Genomic DNA, 15,317 nt, shown 5'->3' on the forward strand with positions numbered 1-15,317 from the left:
CGAGTGCGAGGTGGCCATCGTCGGCGGGGTCAACCTGGTGGTGACGCCGGGGCAGACCCTCACGCTGGACGCGGCGGGCGCGCTCGCGCCGGACGGGCGCAGCAAGGCGTTCGACGCCGCTGCGGACGGGTACGGGCGCGGCGAGGGGTGCGGTGTCGTGGTGCTGCGCAGGCTCGCCGACGCGCGGCGCGACGGCGACCAGGTGCTCGCGCTCGTCCGCGGCAGCTCGGTCAACCAGGACGGCCGGACCAACGGCATCATGGCGCCGTGCGGCGAGGCGCAGGCGCACGTCATGCGGCGGGCCTGCGCGCACGCCGGAATCGACCCGGCCAGTGTGGATTTCGTCGAGGCGCACGGCACCGGTACCCGGCTCGGCGACCCGATGGAGGCGGCGGCCCTCGCCGAGGTGTACGGGTCGGGCCGCCCGGCCGGCGACCCCTGTCTGATCGGCTCGGTCAAGGCCAATATCGGCCATCTCGAAGGGGCCGCCGGGGTGGCGAGCGTGATCAAGGCCGTGCTGGCCCTGCATCGTGCGGAGATTCCGCGCAGCCCGCTGGTGACCGAGCTCAACCCCGAAATTCCTTGGGACAGAGGCGAAATACGGTTGGTCACCGAGCACACGCGGTGGCCGGAGCGCAGCGGGCCGCGCCGGGCCGGGGTGTCCGGCTTCGGTTACGGCGGCACCGTGGCGCACGTGGTGCTGGAGCAAGCGCCGGAGTCGTCCGCCGAGCCCGTCGCCGAGCCCGACGATACGGACCGGCTGTTCCCGCTCTCCGCGGCGTCCGAGGCCGCCCTGCGGGCGAACGCCGACCGGCTCGCCGACTGGCTGAGCGACCACGCTGGTTCGCTGGCGTCGGTCGGCCACACGCTGGCCGCGCGACGGTCGCGGCTCGCCCGCAATGCCGCCGTCGTGGCCCGGAACGAGGGTGAGCTGATCGCGCGGCTGCGCGAGCTGGCGGCCGATCGTCCGGATCCGGGCGTGGCGACCGGTGTCGCCGTACCCGGGCAGGGACCGGTGTGGGTCTTCTCCGGGCACGGGTCGCAGTGGCGCGGCATGGGCCGAGATATGTTGGGGGAGCCGGAGTTCGCAGCGGTGGTCGACACCATCGAGCCGATCTTCCTGGAGGAGATCGGGTTCTCGCCGCGACAGGTTTTGATCGACGACCAGGTCGACGGTGTGGACCGGATCCAGACCATGATCTTCGTGATGCAGGTCGGCCTCGCCGCGGTGTGGCGGTCCTACGGCGTGACGCCCGCCGCCGTCATCGGCCACTCGGTCGGCGAGATCGCCGCCGCGGTCGCCAGCGGCGCGCTGTCGCTCGAGGATGGCGCCCGGCTGATCTGCCGTCGCTCGATCCTGCTGCGCCGGGTGGCGGGGCAGGGCGCGATGGTGATGGCGACGATGCCGTTGCACGAGGCGGCCGAGCGGCTCAGCGGCCGAACGGATCTCGTCGCCGCGATCGCCTCCTCGCCGCTGCAGTGCGTGCTGTCCGGTGATCCCGCGGCGATCGAGGAGGTGATCGAGCGCTGGCCCGCCGACGGCGTCGGCGTCCGCCGGGTCGCCTCCGATGTCGCCTTCCACAGCCCGCACATGGACCCGTTGCTCGCCGAATTGGCCGCTGCCGGAGCGACACTGGACTATCGGCCGCACGCGGTGCGGATGTACTCGACCGCGCTGCCCGACGCCAGATCCGAACCCGCGACGGACGAGCAGTACTGGGTCGCCAACCTGCGCAACCCCGTTCGGCTGACCGCGGCGGTCGAGGCCGCGCTGGCCGACGGTTTCCGCGACTTCCTCGAGGTCTCGCCGCATCCGGTGGTGGCGCACTCGATCCGGGAGACGGTCGGCGAGAGCGAGGTCGAGGACGTGTTCGTCGGGACCACGCTGCGCCGGGATCTGCCTGAGCGGCAGACGTTCCTGGCCGCGCTCGGCGCCGTGCACTGCCGCGGCATGTCGGTCGACTGGGCCCGGTTGCAGCCGACCGGCCACCTGGTCGATCTGCCCGTCTACGCCTGGCAGGGGCGCAGGCTGTGGCACGCGCCCGGACCCGCCGGACGGGTGCCCGGACCGGGTCACGACGTGGACTCGCACACGCTGCTCGGCACGCCGACCGGCATCGCGGGCAGCGAGCTACGGGTCTGGCGCTCGGTGCTGACGGACGACAACCGTCCCTACCCGGGCAGCCACGCGCTGAACGGAGCCGAGATCGTCCCTGCCGCAGTGCTTGTCGAGACCTTCCGGCAGGCCGGGCAGCAGGCCGAGCTGACCGCCGTCGAGATGCGGCACCCGCTGCTCACCGACGGCAGCCGCGAGATCCAGGTCGTCGGCGACCCGGACCGGGGCGAGCTGCGCATCGCCTCGCGCACGCCCGCCGAGGATCCCGCGGATGACCCAGCCTGGCTGATCCACGCGCAGGCGGCGACGGTGGCCGAGCGCACGCCCTTGCCTTCGAGTCTGGGCGACCCTGCGGCGCAACGACTTCTGCCCGTCGATCCGCGGCTGATCCGGCAGCGGCTGGCGGCCGTCGGCGTGCCGGAGACCGGGTTCGAGTGGACCGTCGAGGAACTGCAGTACGGGATCGATGTGGTGCGCACCCGCGTAGCCACGGCATCCAGCAGCACCTGGGCGCCGCTGCTCGATGCCGTGATGTCCATCGCACCGGCGGCTTTCGCCGGAGATCCGGTGCTGCGCATGGTCGTTCGGATCGAGCACGTGGCGATCACGGGCGCCCCGCCGGCCGAGGCGCTCATCCAGGTCGCGTTGGACAAGGACCGCGTCGACACCGTCGACGGGCTCATCGCCGAGCTCGACGGCACCGTGGTGGCGCGGGTGACCGGCATGGTGTATCCGATCATCGACCGTCCGGCCGAGGACGATCCCGCGTCGAGCGCGGTGGCCGGGCCGGGGCTCTCGCTCACCGGCCTGACCCCCGAGCGGTTGCGCGAGGTGATCTCGGCGGAGGTGACCGGCACCATCGCGGCCGAAATGCGTTTGCCCGCAACGAGTGACCTGCATCCGCGGCGTCCGCTGCTCGAACAGGGCCTCGACTCGGTGATGACGGTGACGATCCGCAAGAAGCTGGAGAAGCGGTTCGGTCACAAGCTGCAGGCCACCGTGTTCTGGCAGCAGCCGACCGTGGTCGCCATCGCCGATCACCTGACGGAGATGCTGGCCGGCAGTCAGTCCTAGGGGTCGCAGCGCGCCCGCCCGCGGGGTATATACGCCGCGGGCGGGCGTACCACTTATCGCACAGGGACATTGAACTATGACCACCGCACTCGCCCGGCCTTCGCTCGCCTTTCTGATAGTGCTCGGCGGGCTGGCCGCCATCGGCCCGTTCGCGATCGACATCTACCTGCCCGCGCTGCCGGCCATGACGGCGGATCTGCACACGAACGCCAGCGGTGTGCAGGCCACGCTCACCGCGTCCATCATCGGCATGGCGCTCGGGCAGTTGGTGCTCGGTCCGCTGTCGGACGCCTACGGGCGGCGCGCTCCGCTACTCGTCTGTGTCGTCGTGTACACGGTCGCCTCGCTCGCGTGCATGGTCGCGCCGAACCTGGTGGTGCTCATCGCGTTACGCGCGGTGCAAGCCGTCGCCGCGGCCGGCGGGATGGTCATCGGCCGGGCGGCGGTGCGCGATATCGCCGCCGGTCCGGCCATGGCGCGCATCCTGTCGATGCTCCTGCTGGTCGTCGGGGTGTCTCCGGCCCTCGCGCCGCTGGTCGGGGCCGAGCTGCTGCCGATCACGCACTGGCGCGGGTTGTTCGGGATGATCGCCGCGCTCGGCGTCGTGCTGCTGTGCGCCTGCCTGCGCTGGCTTCCCGAGACCTTGCCGCCCGCGCGGCGTCGATCCGGTGGGGTAGCGGGCAGTCTCCGGCAGTATCGGCGGCTGCTGACCGATCCGGACTTTCTCGGCTACGCCGTCACCGCGGGTTTCACCTTCGCGGCGATGTTCGCCTATATCTCCGGCAGCGCGTTCGTGCTCCAGCAGGGGTATGGGCTCAGCCCGCGAATGTTCGGAGTCGTGTTGGGGATCAACGCCTTCGGGATGTTGTTGGTCAGTCAGGTCAGTGTGCGACTCAGCCGTCGGGTGCCGCTCGGGACGCTGCTCGCCTCCGCCACGTTCGTCGGGTTGGCCGGAGCTGTGGGGAGCGCCCTTGCCGTGCTGGCCGACCTAGGCTTGCCGCTGCTGCTTTTCGGGCTGTTTCTGCTCATCTCCAGCGTCGGCGGCATCCTTCCGCACAGCATGGCCTTGGCCATGAATCGTTACCCGGATATCGCGGGTAGTGCGTCGGCGCTGATGGGTGTCGGGCAGTTCGTCATCGGTGGCATTCTTGCTCCGGTGACGGGAGTCGGCGCCCGCAGTCACCCGGGCGTCGCCATGACGATCATCATTCTCGTCTGCATGATCGTCGCGACCGGGGCCGCCGCTATCGTTACGCGTGCTCTGCCGCGCTCCGATCACGCGGCACCCGCCGTCGGGAGTGCGCGGGTTCGGTGAGCCCGCACAGGATCTGACATCTCGCGAACGGTTGTCAGGCGTTGGCTGCTCGGTGGGAGTGCATATGGGTCAGCGATCGACCTTGCCGGTGAGGCCGCCGATTCGGGTGTCGGCGTGATCGGTCGAGGTCACCGCGCACAGGATGGTGTTGGTGGGGACGCTGTAGGGGCTCACATCGCGGTTCTTCGCGAGGATTACGCTCAGCTGCTGTTCGCAGAAGTTCGCGCGCACAGTGGTGCCGGACCATTGAGCGCTGAGGATCACTTCGCCGTAATGTGGTTCCGAACAAGGCTTTACGTGCACGCTCTCTTCGAACCGGGTGCTGTAGTCCCAGCAGTCGCCGACCTCGAGCGACGTATGATCCTTGGACCCCCCATCGTGGAAGTACAGTGCGACCGTGGCGAACACGCCGAGTGCGCCGAGCGCGCCGACGCCGAGTCCGCGAACCGCCCCGCGGCCGAGTGTTGCGACATCGCTCTGCGTACGCATGGTGGAGAACTCCAATTGCCTTGTGCATCAACCCGAATGGTGTGCGCGTCCGTCATGTCCCAGCCAGACGCCGATGGATACAACATAGCAACGCACGCGGGCGATTTCGGGTACCACCACAAGAACTTCACAACAGCTCCACATCTGTCCGAGGCGCAGCATGCGTAGGTGGCAGCCGGTGACATTCCAGCAGTCGAGAAGTAGTCGATGAGCTAACCTCTCTCGCACAGTCACCACCCGACGTATGCGATGCGGTGGCGGAGAGTAGAAGAGGAATGTCGAGAGTTTTCTTGACCATGGCCATGTCGCTCGACGGGTTCATCACCGGCCCGGACGACAACGCCGAGAACCCCGCTGGCACCGATGGGATGCGGCTGATGAGCTGGCTCGGCGGTGGGGCCGACCCGGACGCGGAAGGGCTCGACGCGATCCGCCCCGTACATCCGCACAGCCGACTGGTGTTCGACGAGGCCATGGCGACCGGCGCCCTGATCACCGGCAAGCGAACCGGGGATTTCGCGGGTTACTGGGGCGGGGATCACCACAACGGGGTGCCGATCTTCGTGCCGACGCACCAGCCCCCGGCCGAAAACCCCTACGAGCGCGTGCGATACGTCACCGATGGCATCGCTTCCTGTGTGGCACAGGCGAAGCGGGCCGCGGGCGGCCGTGACGTGATGATGCACGGCGCCTACACCGGCCAAGAAGCTCTGAAGGCCGGTGTTCTCGACATGATCGAGATCCAGCTCCAGCCGGTGCTGCTCGGCCGAGGCCGGCGCCTGTTCGACGGGCTACCCGCCGAGCACACCGAACTCGACCTGGTGCGCGTGCTGGAAGACCCCGGCGTCCTCCATCTGCGCTACATGGTGCGCAAGTAGCCTCCGCTTCCCGGGCGAAACGAGGCATGCTGCTCGTGGCCGCGTGACAGTCGTTCGGGGCCGTGTAGCCCTCCTGGCATGGCGGCGTCGTCGGCTGAGGCCGCCGGTCACCAGCGATGTTCCTTGCTGGTAGCGTCGGTTTCGTGACGATCAGAGCGACGCCGGTCGCCGCCGGAGGATGCCCGAGTGGTGCCGTTCGAGCGGGTCGGTCATCGTCGCTAGCGTTGCCGGCGCACCGCCCGCCCACCGCACCCGAGCCGATCTCGGACCCATGACCGACGAACTCGACGACCGGCTCGACCGTATCGGTCAGCACCATTTCCGCGCCAAGTTCCGGCTCCGCGGCCGGGACCGGGCGGTGGTCGACCTGCGCGGGATCACGACCGTCCGCAAGCACGCCGAAGACCTGATCGCCCGCAGGCTCGCTCCGGCCGAACCGCTCAATGACGGCCGGCAGACGCCATACCGCGGGCATCCCGTCTTCGTCGCTCAGCACGCCACCGCGACATGCTGCCGCACCTGCCTGGCGCGCTGGCATGGCATTCCCGCCGGACGCGCGCTCGACGATGCCGAGCGGGCTTACGTGGTGGAAGCGATCTGCCGGTGGATCGTCAAGCAGTACGCCCCTGGCCAACCACCCCCGTGACACGCGGTGTGCTGTCAGGGGACGACGGATGTGTATGTCCCGCAAGCGTATTCGGTGATCGGCCGGTTGCCGCATGGTCTGTGCGATCTGGCGAGACGGTGATCGAATACGGTAACCTCGAGGTGGAGGACGCGCGAAGACTTATTCCGGCACGGCTGCACATCGACGTGACGGGCACGCGGCCCGCGCCGTGACTGTGCGGGCCGCGTGCCTGCCGGTAGCGGGTCAGCGGAAGTTGCCGGCGACCAGACGTGTGGCGATATTGATTCGGTTCCAGGCGTTCACCGAGGCGATGGCCATGACGAGCGCGGCCAGGTCCTCCTCGGCGAAGTGCTCGGCGGCCTGCCTCCACACGTCGTCGGGGACGCCGCCGGAACCGTCCGCGACCCGGGTCATCTCCTCGGTCAACGCCAGAGCCGCGCGTTCGGTGTCGGAGAAGAACGGTGTATCGCGCCACGCCGCGACGGACCACAGCCGCTCGTCACTCTCTCCTTCCTTGCGTGCCCGATGCGAGTGCAAGTCGGTGCACACCGAGCATCCGTTGATCTGGCTGGCCCGAATTCGTAGCAGTTCCAAGAGGTTTCGGGGCAGCCGACTGTCGGCGAGGGAGTCCTCGACGGCCTTCAGCCCGAGGTAGCCGCCCCGGGCGAGCTTGTACACGTTGGGCATCCGCGCTTCCATGTTTCCAGCCTTTCTTGATATCTAATATCCAGAATCCAGGGTGAACGAGCCCCGTCGTGGGGCCGGGGGGATTTACCTCAGCTCGGCGAGCCGGCTTCGGGTCAGTTCGGGCGTATCGGGAACGCGCTTCTCGACATCGGTCTTGATGTCACCGATGGTCTGCCCGGCCAGCGACCGGCGCCATGCCAGCTCCGCCTGCCGCATCGCTTGTGCGACAAGGCATTCCTTGCGGTAGTCGACATCCTTGCGGGCGCCCGGCGTGTTCTTCAGCAGCTGCTGGCATCGGAACGCCTCCTGCGCGCCCTCGATCGCGGTCACGATATCGAGCAGTGAGATCGTGTCCGGGTCGCGCGCCAACCGGAATCCGCCGCGCGGCCCCGAGGTCGAGGTGAGAATCCCCGCCCGCACCAGCGCCTGCAACTGCTTGTTCAGGTATGGCGCAGGCAGGGCGAAGAAGGCGGCGAGCTGCGCCGCCGAACAAGCCTCCCCGGGCTCGACCCAGGCGAGGTTGAGGCAACTGTGAATCGCCCACTCCACACCTTGACCCATCTGCATATCTTGGATAGTACACATCCAGAATAGGCGGTCGCGATCAAGTCGCACTCGCACATGCCACGGACCGCGCGCCTCGGACACGCCTGGGTGGCTGCGTTGTCTGGCCCGATGCACCGCGCTGGGGATGCCTTGCATGCAGGAACGACGACTTGGATCGTCCGAGTTTCCTGCGTGACTAACGGCCGGGCGGGGAATTGGGTGGCGGGGTGGGGGTGGGGGATATTGACTGGGGGTGTGATTCCTATTGATGCTCGGGCACTGTTTCCTCGGGAGCGGGAGGAGCTGTTGGGGCTCCTTCGGTCGCTGGAGGAGGGGGACTGGGGGCGGCCTACCGTGTGTCCTGGGTGGGATGTTCATGATGTGACGGCGCATGTTCTCAATGACTATGTGCGGCGGATCTCTGGTGGGCGGGATGGGTACGGGGGTGCGGGGTTCGAGGTGGGGGAGACTCTGCCGGTTTATTTGGGGCGGGTGAACGGGGAGTTCGTTCGGGGGCTGCGGCAGTGCAGTCCCCGGTTGATGATCGAACTGCTGGAGCATCTCGGGCCGGAGCTCGATCGGGTGTGGGCGGCAACGGATCTCGCGGGGGCCGCCTATTTGGATGTGTCGTGGGCAGGGTCGGGTACCAGTCCGGCCTGGCTCGATCTTGCCCGGGAGTACACCGAGTTCTGGATGCATCAGCAGCAGATTCGTGACGCGGTGTCTCGGCCGGGGGCGGACGATGTCTCGATGGTGCGGCCGGTACTCGTCACCTTGCTGCACGCATTGCCGGTCGCCCTGGGTGACCGAGCGCGGCCGGCGGGAACAGCTGTGCGGTTCGATGTCACCGGGCCTGCGGGCGGTCGATGGGCTGCGGTGTCCGACGGGGCGAAGTGGGAACTCGTCGGCGCGGACGTCGAGGAGCCCGCCGCCACTGTGCGGATGGATCAGGACACATTGTGGCGGTTGGCAAGTCGTGGGATCAGCGTCGAGAGTGCGCGTCAGCGCGCTGATTCGATCGGCGACCCGGAACTCATCGAGGCGGCGACGATGCTGCTCGCGGTAGTTGCTTGACCACCGCGTCTCGCGCCCGAGCAGGTCACGATGAACAACCGCGGACTCGAAACGCTCACACCGTCTGCCGAAGCGCGTCCAGCAGCCAGTAGTGGATGGCGCCCACGGTGGTCTCGCTGCCGGTGATGTCGGCGGTGAGCCGCCAGAATCGGTGGATCCGGGGATCGGTGTCGGTCGTACCGGTGGCGAGCAGGCTGCGGCGGAAGTGATGGGTGTCGCGTTCCTTCCGCGCGGCGGCGTGCGCGTGCACGAACTGGTCGAGTTCCACTCCGGGACGGGGACTTTCGTGGGCGGCGACGACCGGCGCCGCGACCTCGAACGCGCTCGCCACGGCCGTCACGAAGGTGCGGCGATCGCTGATCCGGCTCCCGTCCGAGCGCCAGATCTGGTGTGTCATGGCCGTTTTGACCTGCGGGTCGGTGGTCATGGTTGCGAGCTCGGCGTAGGCGACGACCTGGTCGGGCGCGGGCTCGTTCGGCAGCGGCGGCACGTTCATGTCGATGAACGAGTCGAACTCCTCCGGCGGCAGCGGACGCAGAATGGGTCGCCAGAACGCGACGACGCTGTCGATGACCGCGCTGCGATCATGCACGGCCGCAAGCAGTTTCAGCCGGCCCGCGCGCTCGTCGGGCGGCGCGTTCTCGATGGCGGCCAGCGCGGCCCGTCGCCACCGCAGCGCCTCCAGCTCGGCGTCGATGGCCGCGCGTTCGGCGGCCGCGGCCTCGGCGATCGTCTCCTTGCCGTCGAGCACATTGCTGATCGCGGCCAGTGGCAAACCCATGGCACGCAGCCGGCGCACCAGCAGCAGCCGGTCGACCGCGGCGGGGAAGAAGGTCCGATGGCCGCCCCCGCTCCGCCGCGACTCCAGAATGCCGTTGTCGCAATAGAACCGGATGGTCCGGACGGGTACGCCGGTGCGGCGCGACAACTCCCCGATGCTCACCGTGACGCCAAGTGTGTCCTCGGTCACAACTGCTTGCACCTCCACTCGGGTGGAGTTCCTACGGTAGTGGGAACTTCTGACGATAGGGGTCGAACCGTGAACCAGATCGAATCCATGACGACCGAGCAAACCTGGCGCGCCGTCGCCGCGGAGCGCGCGATCATGGCCGAACTGCTCGCCGACCGCACCGAGGCGGAGTGGGACCGCCAATCCCTCTGTGCGGACTGGCGGGTGCGTGACGTGGTCGCACACGTGGTGGTGTGCACGCGCGCGAATCTCGGCTGGATTCTGGTCAACCTGGTGCGCGCCCGCGGCAGCGTGCACCGGGCGTTGCGCGACACCGCCATTCGGCACGCGGACCGCACCGGCACCCGCCAGCTGCACGCGGAGCTACGCGCCAGCGTGCCGTCGCGCTTCTTCCCGATGGGCACCGTCCCCACCGACCGGCTGCTCGACATGCTGGTGCACGTCCAGGACATCGCGATCCCGCTCGGCGCGGTCCGCGAGATGCCGTCCCTCCCGGCGCGCGCGTCCCTGGAGCGGGTGTGGGCGACCGCCGACCGGTTCGGCATCGCCGAGCGCCTGTCCGGATATCGTTTGGTGGCAACCGATATCGAGTGGTCGGCGGGCGACGGCCTGCTCGTGGAGGGCACCGCGGGCGCGTTGCTGATGCTCGCCACGGGCCGCACCGCGGCGGCCTCGCAGCTGAGCGGCCCGGGCGCGGCCACTTTGGCCGCCACCTTGATCGCGAACAGGGCGTGAATTCTGGGGGGCGCCCAGGGCGGCCCCGCGTGTCCGTTCGCTCAGGATGGCTTCACCGCAGTCAAATACCTTATGCCGCTGAACATCTGGGCGAACGGCTCGAGCACCTCGGTCAGCGGCCGGTCGTAACGCTCGGCCAGACCCTCGGCCGGTAGGGTGTCCGCGCGCCACCCCTGGCCGGTCAGCCACTCGGCCGGATCCGCGCGGTCGTCGGTGTACAGCAGCGAGGAGATGTCGATATTCGCGAAGGGCGTGGGGTGTTCCGCGTGGAAGTCGCGGATCCGTTCGAAGTCCATGTCGCCGGCGACGGTGTCGGCGGCGAGCCTGCTGCCGGGCGCGGAGAGCCGATCGACCCTGGCGAACAGCGCGTCCTGCGCGGCGCCGGGCAGATACATCAGCAGACCCTCGGCCGACCACACCGTCGGCACCGCCGGATCGAAACCCGCCTCGGTGAGCGCGCGCGGCCAGTCGTCGCGCAGGTCGACCGCGACCGGGCGGCGGTCGGCCCGCGGCGCGGCGCCCGCCTCGTCGAGCACCCGGCCTTTGAACTCGAGCACCTTCGGCTGGTCGATCTCGTACACGACCGAGCCCGCTGGCCAGTCGAGGCGGTAGGCTCGCGCGTCCAGCCCGGCGGCCAGGATCACCGCCTGTCGTACCCCGTCCGCGGCCGCGTCGCGGAACAGGTCGTCGAAGAACTTGCTGCGAAGACCGAGGAAACCCGTGGTCAATGGATGCTCGTCCCACTGCTCGGGCTCGTTGACGAGCCGGATCGTGTCCGGGTCGCCCGCCGCCGCGACGAAGAGCGCGGCGAATTCGTCGCGGACGAGGGCGTCGGGCTGCTGCGCCTCGACGGCCCGGCCTGCCGCGACTTGGAGCGCGGTCATCCCGACGCTGCTGACGATGTCCCAGGTGTCACCTTCGGTACGCATGATGCTCTCCTCGAAGTCCTTGAATGACCTGTGCGGCAAGCAGACCCGGTGACCGAGCACACGACCCGCTTGCCGACGTGGCGATTGCGCTGCTGTCGATAGGGGTAGAGCGATAACGGAATTCATCCTACGACCGACTGGTCAGTTCCGCATCGGTCGAGCGCGCGGAGACCGCCTTCAGGCGACGATCTGGGCGTACGCGGCGCGGATGTGGGACTCGGCGTCGAGGAGGTAGTCGGCGAGCATCTTCTCCGCCTCGGCGCTGCGGCCGTCGATCATCGCCTCGTAGATCTCGTGGTTGCGGGCGAGGTAGGGCTCGTGGAAGGTGAGCGGGTCGGCCATCACATGGAAGACCAGTCGCAGCTCGTTCCACACGCTCGACATCATCTGGTCGAGCCGCCTGCTCCGATTGAGCGCGGCGATCGCCTTGTGGAAGTCGATGTCGGCCGTGCCGACGCCGGTCCAATCCTGCTCCCGTGCAAAGGCATCCGCTCGGTCGAGGGCGGCGGCGAGCTCGTCCGCGTCCCGATCGGCCCGGTCGAATCCGCGCACCGCCGCGCCCTCGACCACCCGGCGGCACTGATAGAGCTCGGCGACGTCGTCCGAGGTCGGAATGCGCACGAACGCACCGCGATTGAGTTCGTGGGTGACGAGGCGCTCCTCGATCAGCGAGCGGAACGCCTCCCGCAGGGTATTGCGCGAAACCCCCAGTGCCGCACAGATATCCGGCTCGGACAAGCGCGTGCCGGGGCGCAGCGATCCGTCCAGGATGCTTGCGCGCAAGATGTCGGCGGTCTGCGAACTGCGACTGGACCGGGCGAGCAGACCCTTCTGTTCGGAAAGTGCCGTGTAGACGGGATCTACCGGTGTCGTCATCCCAACCTCCGCGGACCAGTGGCTTTGCCGTTCGAGCATAGCTCAGGAATCGCACGTCCAGCCGACGATCCGACTTTAGGATTGCAGAATCGTTCAACGATCCGTACGCTACTGTGACGTACGTCGCTCTCCTGAGCTCGAGCATTGCGAGGCAGCCATGAGCCTTTCCACAGACCTTCCGGTGGATCCGGCCGAAAAAGCACAACCGTTCGACTGGTTCCGCACCCTGAGTGCCAAAGGCAAAAAGGCCTTCCTCGGCGCCTTCGGCGGCTACGGCCTGGACGCCTACGATTTCCAGGTTCTTCCCCTGGCGCTCGGCGCCATCTCGTCGTATTTCGTCATCAGTTCGGGCAAGGCCGGCCTGCTCACCACGGTGACGCTGCTGGTGTCCGCGCTCGGCGGCGCGCTGGCCGGCGTGCTCGCCGACAAGATCGGGCGGGTGCGTACCCTGCAACTCACCGTCGCCACCTACACCTTGTTCACGGTGCTGTGCGGCTTCGCGCCCAACTTCGAGACGCTGCTGGTGTTCCGGGCGTTCCAGGGCCTCGGCTTCGGCGGTGAGTGGGCGGCCGGCGCGATCCTGGTCGCCGAGTACGCGCAGACCAAATACCGAGGCCGGACGGTGGCCTACGTGCAGAGCGCGTGGGCGGTCGGCTGGGGCCTGGCCGTTCTGGTCTACACCTTGGTGTTCCAGTTCATCAGTGAGGATCTGGCCTGGCGGGTGCTGTTCTGGACCGGCGCGCTGCCCGCGTTGCTGATCATCTGGGTCCGGCGCAACCTGACCGACTCCGAAAGCGTCACGCAGCGGCGGGAATCGGCGGGCAAGCGGGCGGGATCTTTCGCGTCGATCTTCCGGCGCGACCTGCTGCCCACCACGCTGTTCGCCTCGCTGCTCGCCACCGGCGTCCAGGGCGGCTACTACACCCTCGCCACGTGGCTGCCGACCTACCTGAAGAAGAGTCGGCACCTGAATGTCGTTGGCACCGGCGGATATCTGTTCATGCTGATCGGCGGCGCGTTCCTGGGGTACGTCACCGGCGGCATCCTGGCCGACCGCATCGGGCGCAAGCGCACCATCCAGCTGTTCGCCGCGTTGTCGGTCGCGTTCATGATCGCCTACATCCAGGTGCCGGAGGGGGCCGACACCACGGTGCTGATCCTCGGCTTCCCGCTCGGATTCTGCACCGCCGCCATCTTTTCCAGCTTCGGCTCGTTCCTCTCCGAGCTGTACCCGACCGCCTCCCGCGGCACCGGGCAGGGCTTCACCTACAACTTCGGCCGCGGCGTCGGCGCGATATTCCCCACCGTGGTCGGGTTTTTGGCCTCCACGACGCTCGGCCTGGCCGGCGCCATGATGTTCGGCGCCTTCGGCTACGTCCTCGCCGTGATCGCGCTGTTCGGCCTGCCGGAGACCCGCGGCCGCGAACTGGCCTGAAGGAGGGTCGATGTCCGCGATCACCGTGCCCGCGCCGCCGCTGCGGATCCTGCCCGCAGGGGACCGTTCGGTGCTCGTCGCGCCCGACGAGCACGCCGACCTGGTCGCGTTCATCGACCTGCTCCGGCGGGAAGTGCCGTCGGGCGTCGACGATGTGCTGCCCGCCGCGCAGACGGTCCTGGTCACCATGGCCGAGACGGCCGACCGCCGGGCCGTGGAAGACGCTCTGCGGCAACTATTCCGGCGGACGCGCGGTGCGGGACCGGCGGAGCCGGAGCCCGACGCCGTGCGCGTCGTCCCGGTCCGGTATGACGGGCCGGACCTCGAAGCCGTTGCGGCACAGCTCGGTATGTCGGTGCGCGCGGTGATCGCCGCGCACACCGGCGCCGTGTGGCGATGCTCCTTCCTCGGATTCGCGCCTGGCTTCGGGTATCTGGAGGCGAGCGACTCCGGTTTGGCCGTGCCGCGCCGCGCGCAGTCGCGAACCTCGGTGCCCGCGGGCTCGGTCGCCTTGGCCGACGGGTACAGCGCCGTCTATCCTCGACGTTCCCCCGGCGGCTGGCAGCTCATCGGCACCACCGACGTCCAGATGTGGGACCTCGGCCGAGCCGAGCCGTCCCTGCTGCGCCCCGGCACCCTGGTCCGGTTCACCGAGGAGGCGAGCGAATGAGCCCGACGCGGCGCGCGACCCTGCGCGTCCTGAATGCCGGTCCGCTCAGCACCATCCAGGACCTCGGCCGGCCCGGCTGGTTCTCGGTCGGCGTCGGCGTCTCCGGTGCGGCCGACCGTGGTTCCCTGAAGCTGGCGAATCGATTGGTCGGCAACCCCGAGGACGCCGCGGGCATCGAAACCCTGCTCGGCGGACTGGAACTCGTGGCCGACGCGCCGGTGCTGCTCGCGGTCACCGGCGCCGACGCGCCGATCACCGTGGACGGCGTCGCCCAGGCCACCGCCTCGGTGCTCGCCCTGCACGCCGGGCAGCGGTTGAAGCTGGGCATGGCCGCCGCCGGGCTGCGCACCTACGTCGCGGTGCGCGGCGGCATCGCCGTCGAGGAGGTGCTCGGCTCCCGCAGCAGGGACACCCTCGCGGGGCTCGGGCCGGAGCCGCTGACCGAGGGCGCGGAACTCGGCGTCGGCGCGGCGGAGGGCTATCCGTGGCCGAATGTCGCTGTGGCGCCGGTCCGTTCGATGAATACAGGCGTGGTCACCGCGCGGGTGCTGCTTGGGCCGCGCGACGACTGGTTCACCGAGCCGCGGTCACTGTTCGCGGGTGTCTGGGAGATGACCGACCGGGCCGACCGCGTCGGCGTGCGGTTGTCGCGCGCCGGCGACGAGGCGCCGCTGACCCGGATCAACGACAAGGAACTGCCGACCGAGGGCATGCCGCTCGGCGCCATCCAGGTGCAGCCGAGCGGCGAGCCGGTGGTGTTCCTCGCCGATCACCCGATCACCGGCGGGTATCCGGTGATCGGGGCCGTCGTCACGGCCGATGTCGATCTGCTCGCGCAGTTGCGGCCGGGGCAGCACGTGCGGTTTCGTCCGGCGTAGCGCCGGCCGGTGTCGAA

Annotated in this window: 15 protein-coding genes; 9 read left to right on the top strand and 6 right to left on the bottom strand. The window is 69.0% G+C overall.

All coding sequences use genetic code 11. From position 1 onward, the window contains the following. Together ON39_RS29140 and ON39_RS29145 are read left to right on the top strand one after the other, a co-directional pair. Positions 1–3,190, top strand: a 3,190-nt coding sequence (locus ON39_RS29140; RefSeq protein ID WP_040739171.1) for a type I polyketide synthase, incomplete at its 5' end; no start/stop codon positions are given. Positions 3,191–3,266: 76 nt separating this feature from the next. Further along, entirely contained in the window at positions 3,267–4,505 is a 1,239-nt protein-coding gene (locus ON39_RS29145) for a multidrug effflux MFS transporter (RefSeq protein WP_051187291.1), read from the top strand. A 69-nt stretch (positions 4,506–4,574) separates the two neighbouring features. Here ON39_RS29145 and ON39_RS29150 read toward each other — a convergent pair whose 3' ends face one another. After that, a complete protein-coding gene (locus tag ON39_RS29150; protein ID WP_146251235.1) occupies positions 4,575–4,994 on the bottom strand; it encodes a hypothetical protein in 420 nt (139 codons plus the stop codon). 275 nt (positions 4,995–5,269) lie between these two features. Between ON39_RS29150 and ON39_RS29155 the strand changes: the two genes are divergently transcribed. Together ON39_RS29155 and ON39_RS29160 are read left to right on the top strand one after the other, a co-directional pair. Further along, entirely contained in the window at positions 5,270–5,872 is a 603-nt protein-coding gene (locus tag ON39_RS29155) for a dihydrofolate reductase family protein (RefSeq protein ID WP_040739173.1), read from the top strand. 271 nt (positions 5,873–6,143) lie between these two features. Further along, a complete protein-coding gene (locus tag ON39_RS29160) occupies positions 6,144–6,518 on the top strand; it encodes a DUF4186 domain-containing protein (protein WP_040739174.1) in 375 nt (124 codons plus the stop codon). A 225-nt stretch (positions 6,519–6,743) separates the two neighbouring features. On the opposite strand, the gene ON39_RS29165 is transcribed toward ON39_RS29160, so the two are convergent. Together ON39_RS29165 and ON39_RS29170 are read right to left on the bottom strand one after the other, a co-directional pair. Beyond that, positions 6,744–7,187, bottom strand: a complete 444-nt coding sequence (locus tag ON39_RS29165) for a carboxymuconolactone decarboxylase family protein (RefSeq protein WP_246003042.1) — start codon at positions 7,185–7,187, stop codon at positions 6,744–6,746. An 84-nt stretch (positions 7,188–7,271) separates the two neighbouring features. Beyond that, positions 7,272–7,802: an RrF2 family transcriptional regulator gene (locus tag ON39_RS29170; protein ID WP_246003043.1), complete on the bottom strand. Its 531-nt coding sequence runs from the start codon at positions 7,800–7,802 to the stop codon at positions 7,272–7,274. Between the two features lie 60 nt (positions 7,803–7,862). On the opposite strand from ON39_RS29170, the gene ON39_RS29175 reads away from it, so the two are divergent. After that, on the top strand, positions 7,863–8,807 hold the full coding sequence (locus ON39_RS29175) for a maleylpyruvate isomerase family mycothiol-dependent enzyme (protein ID WP_083894759.1): 945 nt from the start codon (positions 7,863–7,865) through the stop codon (positions 8,805–8,807). Between the two features lie 55 nt (positions 8,808–8,862). Here the strand turns inward: ON39_RS29175 and ON39_RS29180 are convergent, their stop codons facing one another. Next, entirely contained in the window at positions 8,863–9,777 is a 915-nt protein-coding gene (locus tag ON39_RS29180; RefSeq protein WP_040739177.1) for a MerR family transcriptional regulator, read from the bottom strand. Between the two features lie 69 nt (positions 9,778–9,846). Between ON39_RS29180 and ON39_RS29185 the strand changes: the two genes are divergently transcribed. Beyond that, entirely contained in the window at positions 9,847–10,512 is a 666-nt protein-coding gene (locus ON39_RS29185; RefSeq protein WP_246003044.1) for a maleylpyruvate isomerase family mycothiol-dependent enzyme, read from the top strand. A gap of 41 nt (positions 10,513–10,553) precedes the next feature. On the opposite strand, the gene ON39_RS29190 is transcribed toward ON39_RS29185, so the two are convergent. Both ON39_RS29190 and ON39_RS29195 read right to left on the bottom strand, forming a co-directional pair. Further along, positions 10,554–11,441, bottom strand: coding sequence for a class I SAM-dependent methyltransferase (locus ON39_RS29190; protein WP_040739200.1), 888 nt, complete (start codon positions 11,439–11,441; stop codon positions 10,554–10,556). A gap of 177 nt (positions 11,442–11,618) precedes the next feature. Then, a complete protein-coding gene (locus tag ON39_RS29195; RefSeq protein ID WP_040739178.1) occupies positions 11,619–12,317 on the bottom strand; it encodes a GntR family transcriptional regulator in 699 nt (232 codons plus the stop codon). Between the two features lie 157 nt (positions 12,318–12,474). Between ON39_RS29195 and ON39_RS29200 the strand changes: the two genes are divergently transcribed. The 3 genes from ON39_RS29200 to ON39_RS29210 are packed head-to-tail and all read left to right on the top strand — an operon-like array spanning position 12,475 to position 15,300. Then, entirely contained in the window at positions 12,475–13,752 is a 1,278-nt protein-coding gene (locus tag ON39_RS29200; RefSeq protein ID WP_040739181.1) for an MFS transporter, read from the top strand. Between the two features lie 10 nt (positions 13,753–13,762). After that, positions 13,763–14,422 (top strand): 5-oxoprolinase subunit B family protein, encoded by a 660-nt coding sequence (locus ON39_RS29205; protein WP_083894760.1) that lies wholly within the window; start codon positions 13,763–13,765, stop codon positions 14,420–14,422. Beyond that, positions 14,419–15,300: a 5-oxoprolinase subunit C family protein gene (locus ON39_RS29210; protein ID WP_040739182.1), complete on the top strand. Its 882-nt coding sequence runs from the start codon at positions 14,419–14,421 to the stop codon at positions 15,298–15,300. Before ON39_RS29205 ends, ON39_RS29210 begins: the two co-directional genes overlap by 4 nt. Positions 15,301–15,317: the final 17 nt, after the last annotated feature.

Source organism: Nocardia tenerifensis NBRC 101015, from assembly GCF_000308715.1.
GTDB lineage: Bacteria > Actinomycetota > Actinomycetes > Mycobacteriales > Mycobacteriaceae > Nocardia > Nocardia tenerifensis.

What these genes read in the sequence shown, in the direction of transcription:
- ON39_RS29155 (WP_040739173.1), top strand. Translation starts at nt 5,270, where the DNA reads ATGTCGAGAGTTTTCTTGACCATGGCCATGTCGCTCGACGGGTTCATC.
- ON39_RS29175 (WP_083894759.1), top strand. Translation starts at nt 7,863, where the DNA reads ATGCACCGCGCTGGGGATGCCTTGCATGCAGGAACGACGACTTGGATC.
- ON39_RS29210 (WP_040739182.1), top strand. Translation starts at nt 14,419, where the DNA reads ATGAGCCCGACGCGGCGCGCGACCCTGCGCGTCCTGAATGCCGGTCCG.
- ON39_RS29190 (WP_040739200.1), bottom strand. Translation starts at nt 11,441, where the DNA reads ATGCGTACCGAAGGTGACACCTGGGACATCGTCAGCAGCGTCGGGATG.
- ON39_RS29165 (WP_246003042.1), bottom strand. Translation starts at nt 7,187, where the DNA reads ATGCCCAACGTGTACAAGCTCGCCCGGGGCGGCTACCTCGGGCTGAAG.
- ON39_RS29200 (WP_040739181.1), top strand. Translation starts at nt 12,475, where the DNA reads ATGAGCCTTTCCACAGACCTTCCGGTGGATCCGGCCGAAAAAGCACAA.
- ON39_RS29150 (WP_146251235.1), bottom strand. Translation starts at nt 4,994, where the DNA reads ATGCGTACGCAGAGCGATGTCGCAACACTCGGCCGCGGGGCGGTTCGC.
- ON39_RS29145 (WP_051187291.1), top strand. Translation starts at nt 3,267, where the DNA reads ATGACCACCGCACTCGCCCGGCCTTCGCTCGCCTTTCTGATAGTGCTC.
- ON39_RS29205 (WP_083894760.1), top strand. Translation starts at nt 13,763, where the DNA reads ATGTCCGCGATCACCGTGCCCGCGCCGCCGCTGCGGATCCTGCCCGCA.
- ON39_RS29195 (WP_040739178.1), bottom strand. Translation starts at nt 12,317, where the DNA reads ATGACGACACCGGTAGATCCCGTCTACACGGCACTTTCCGAACAGAAG.
- ON39_RS29160 (WP_040739174.1), top strand. Translation starts at nt 6,144, where the DNA reads ATGACCGACGAACTCGACGACCGGCTCGACCGTATCGGTCAGCACCAT.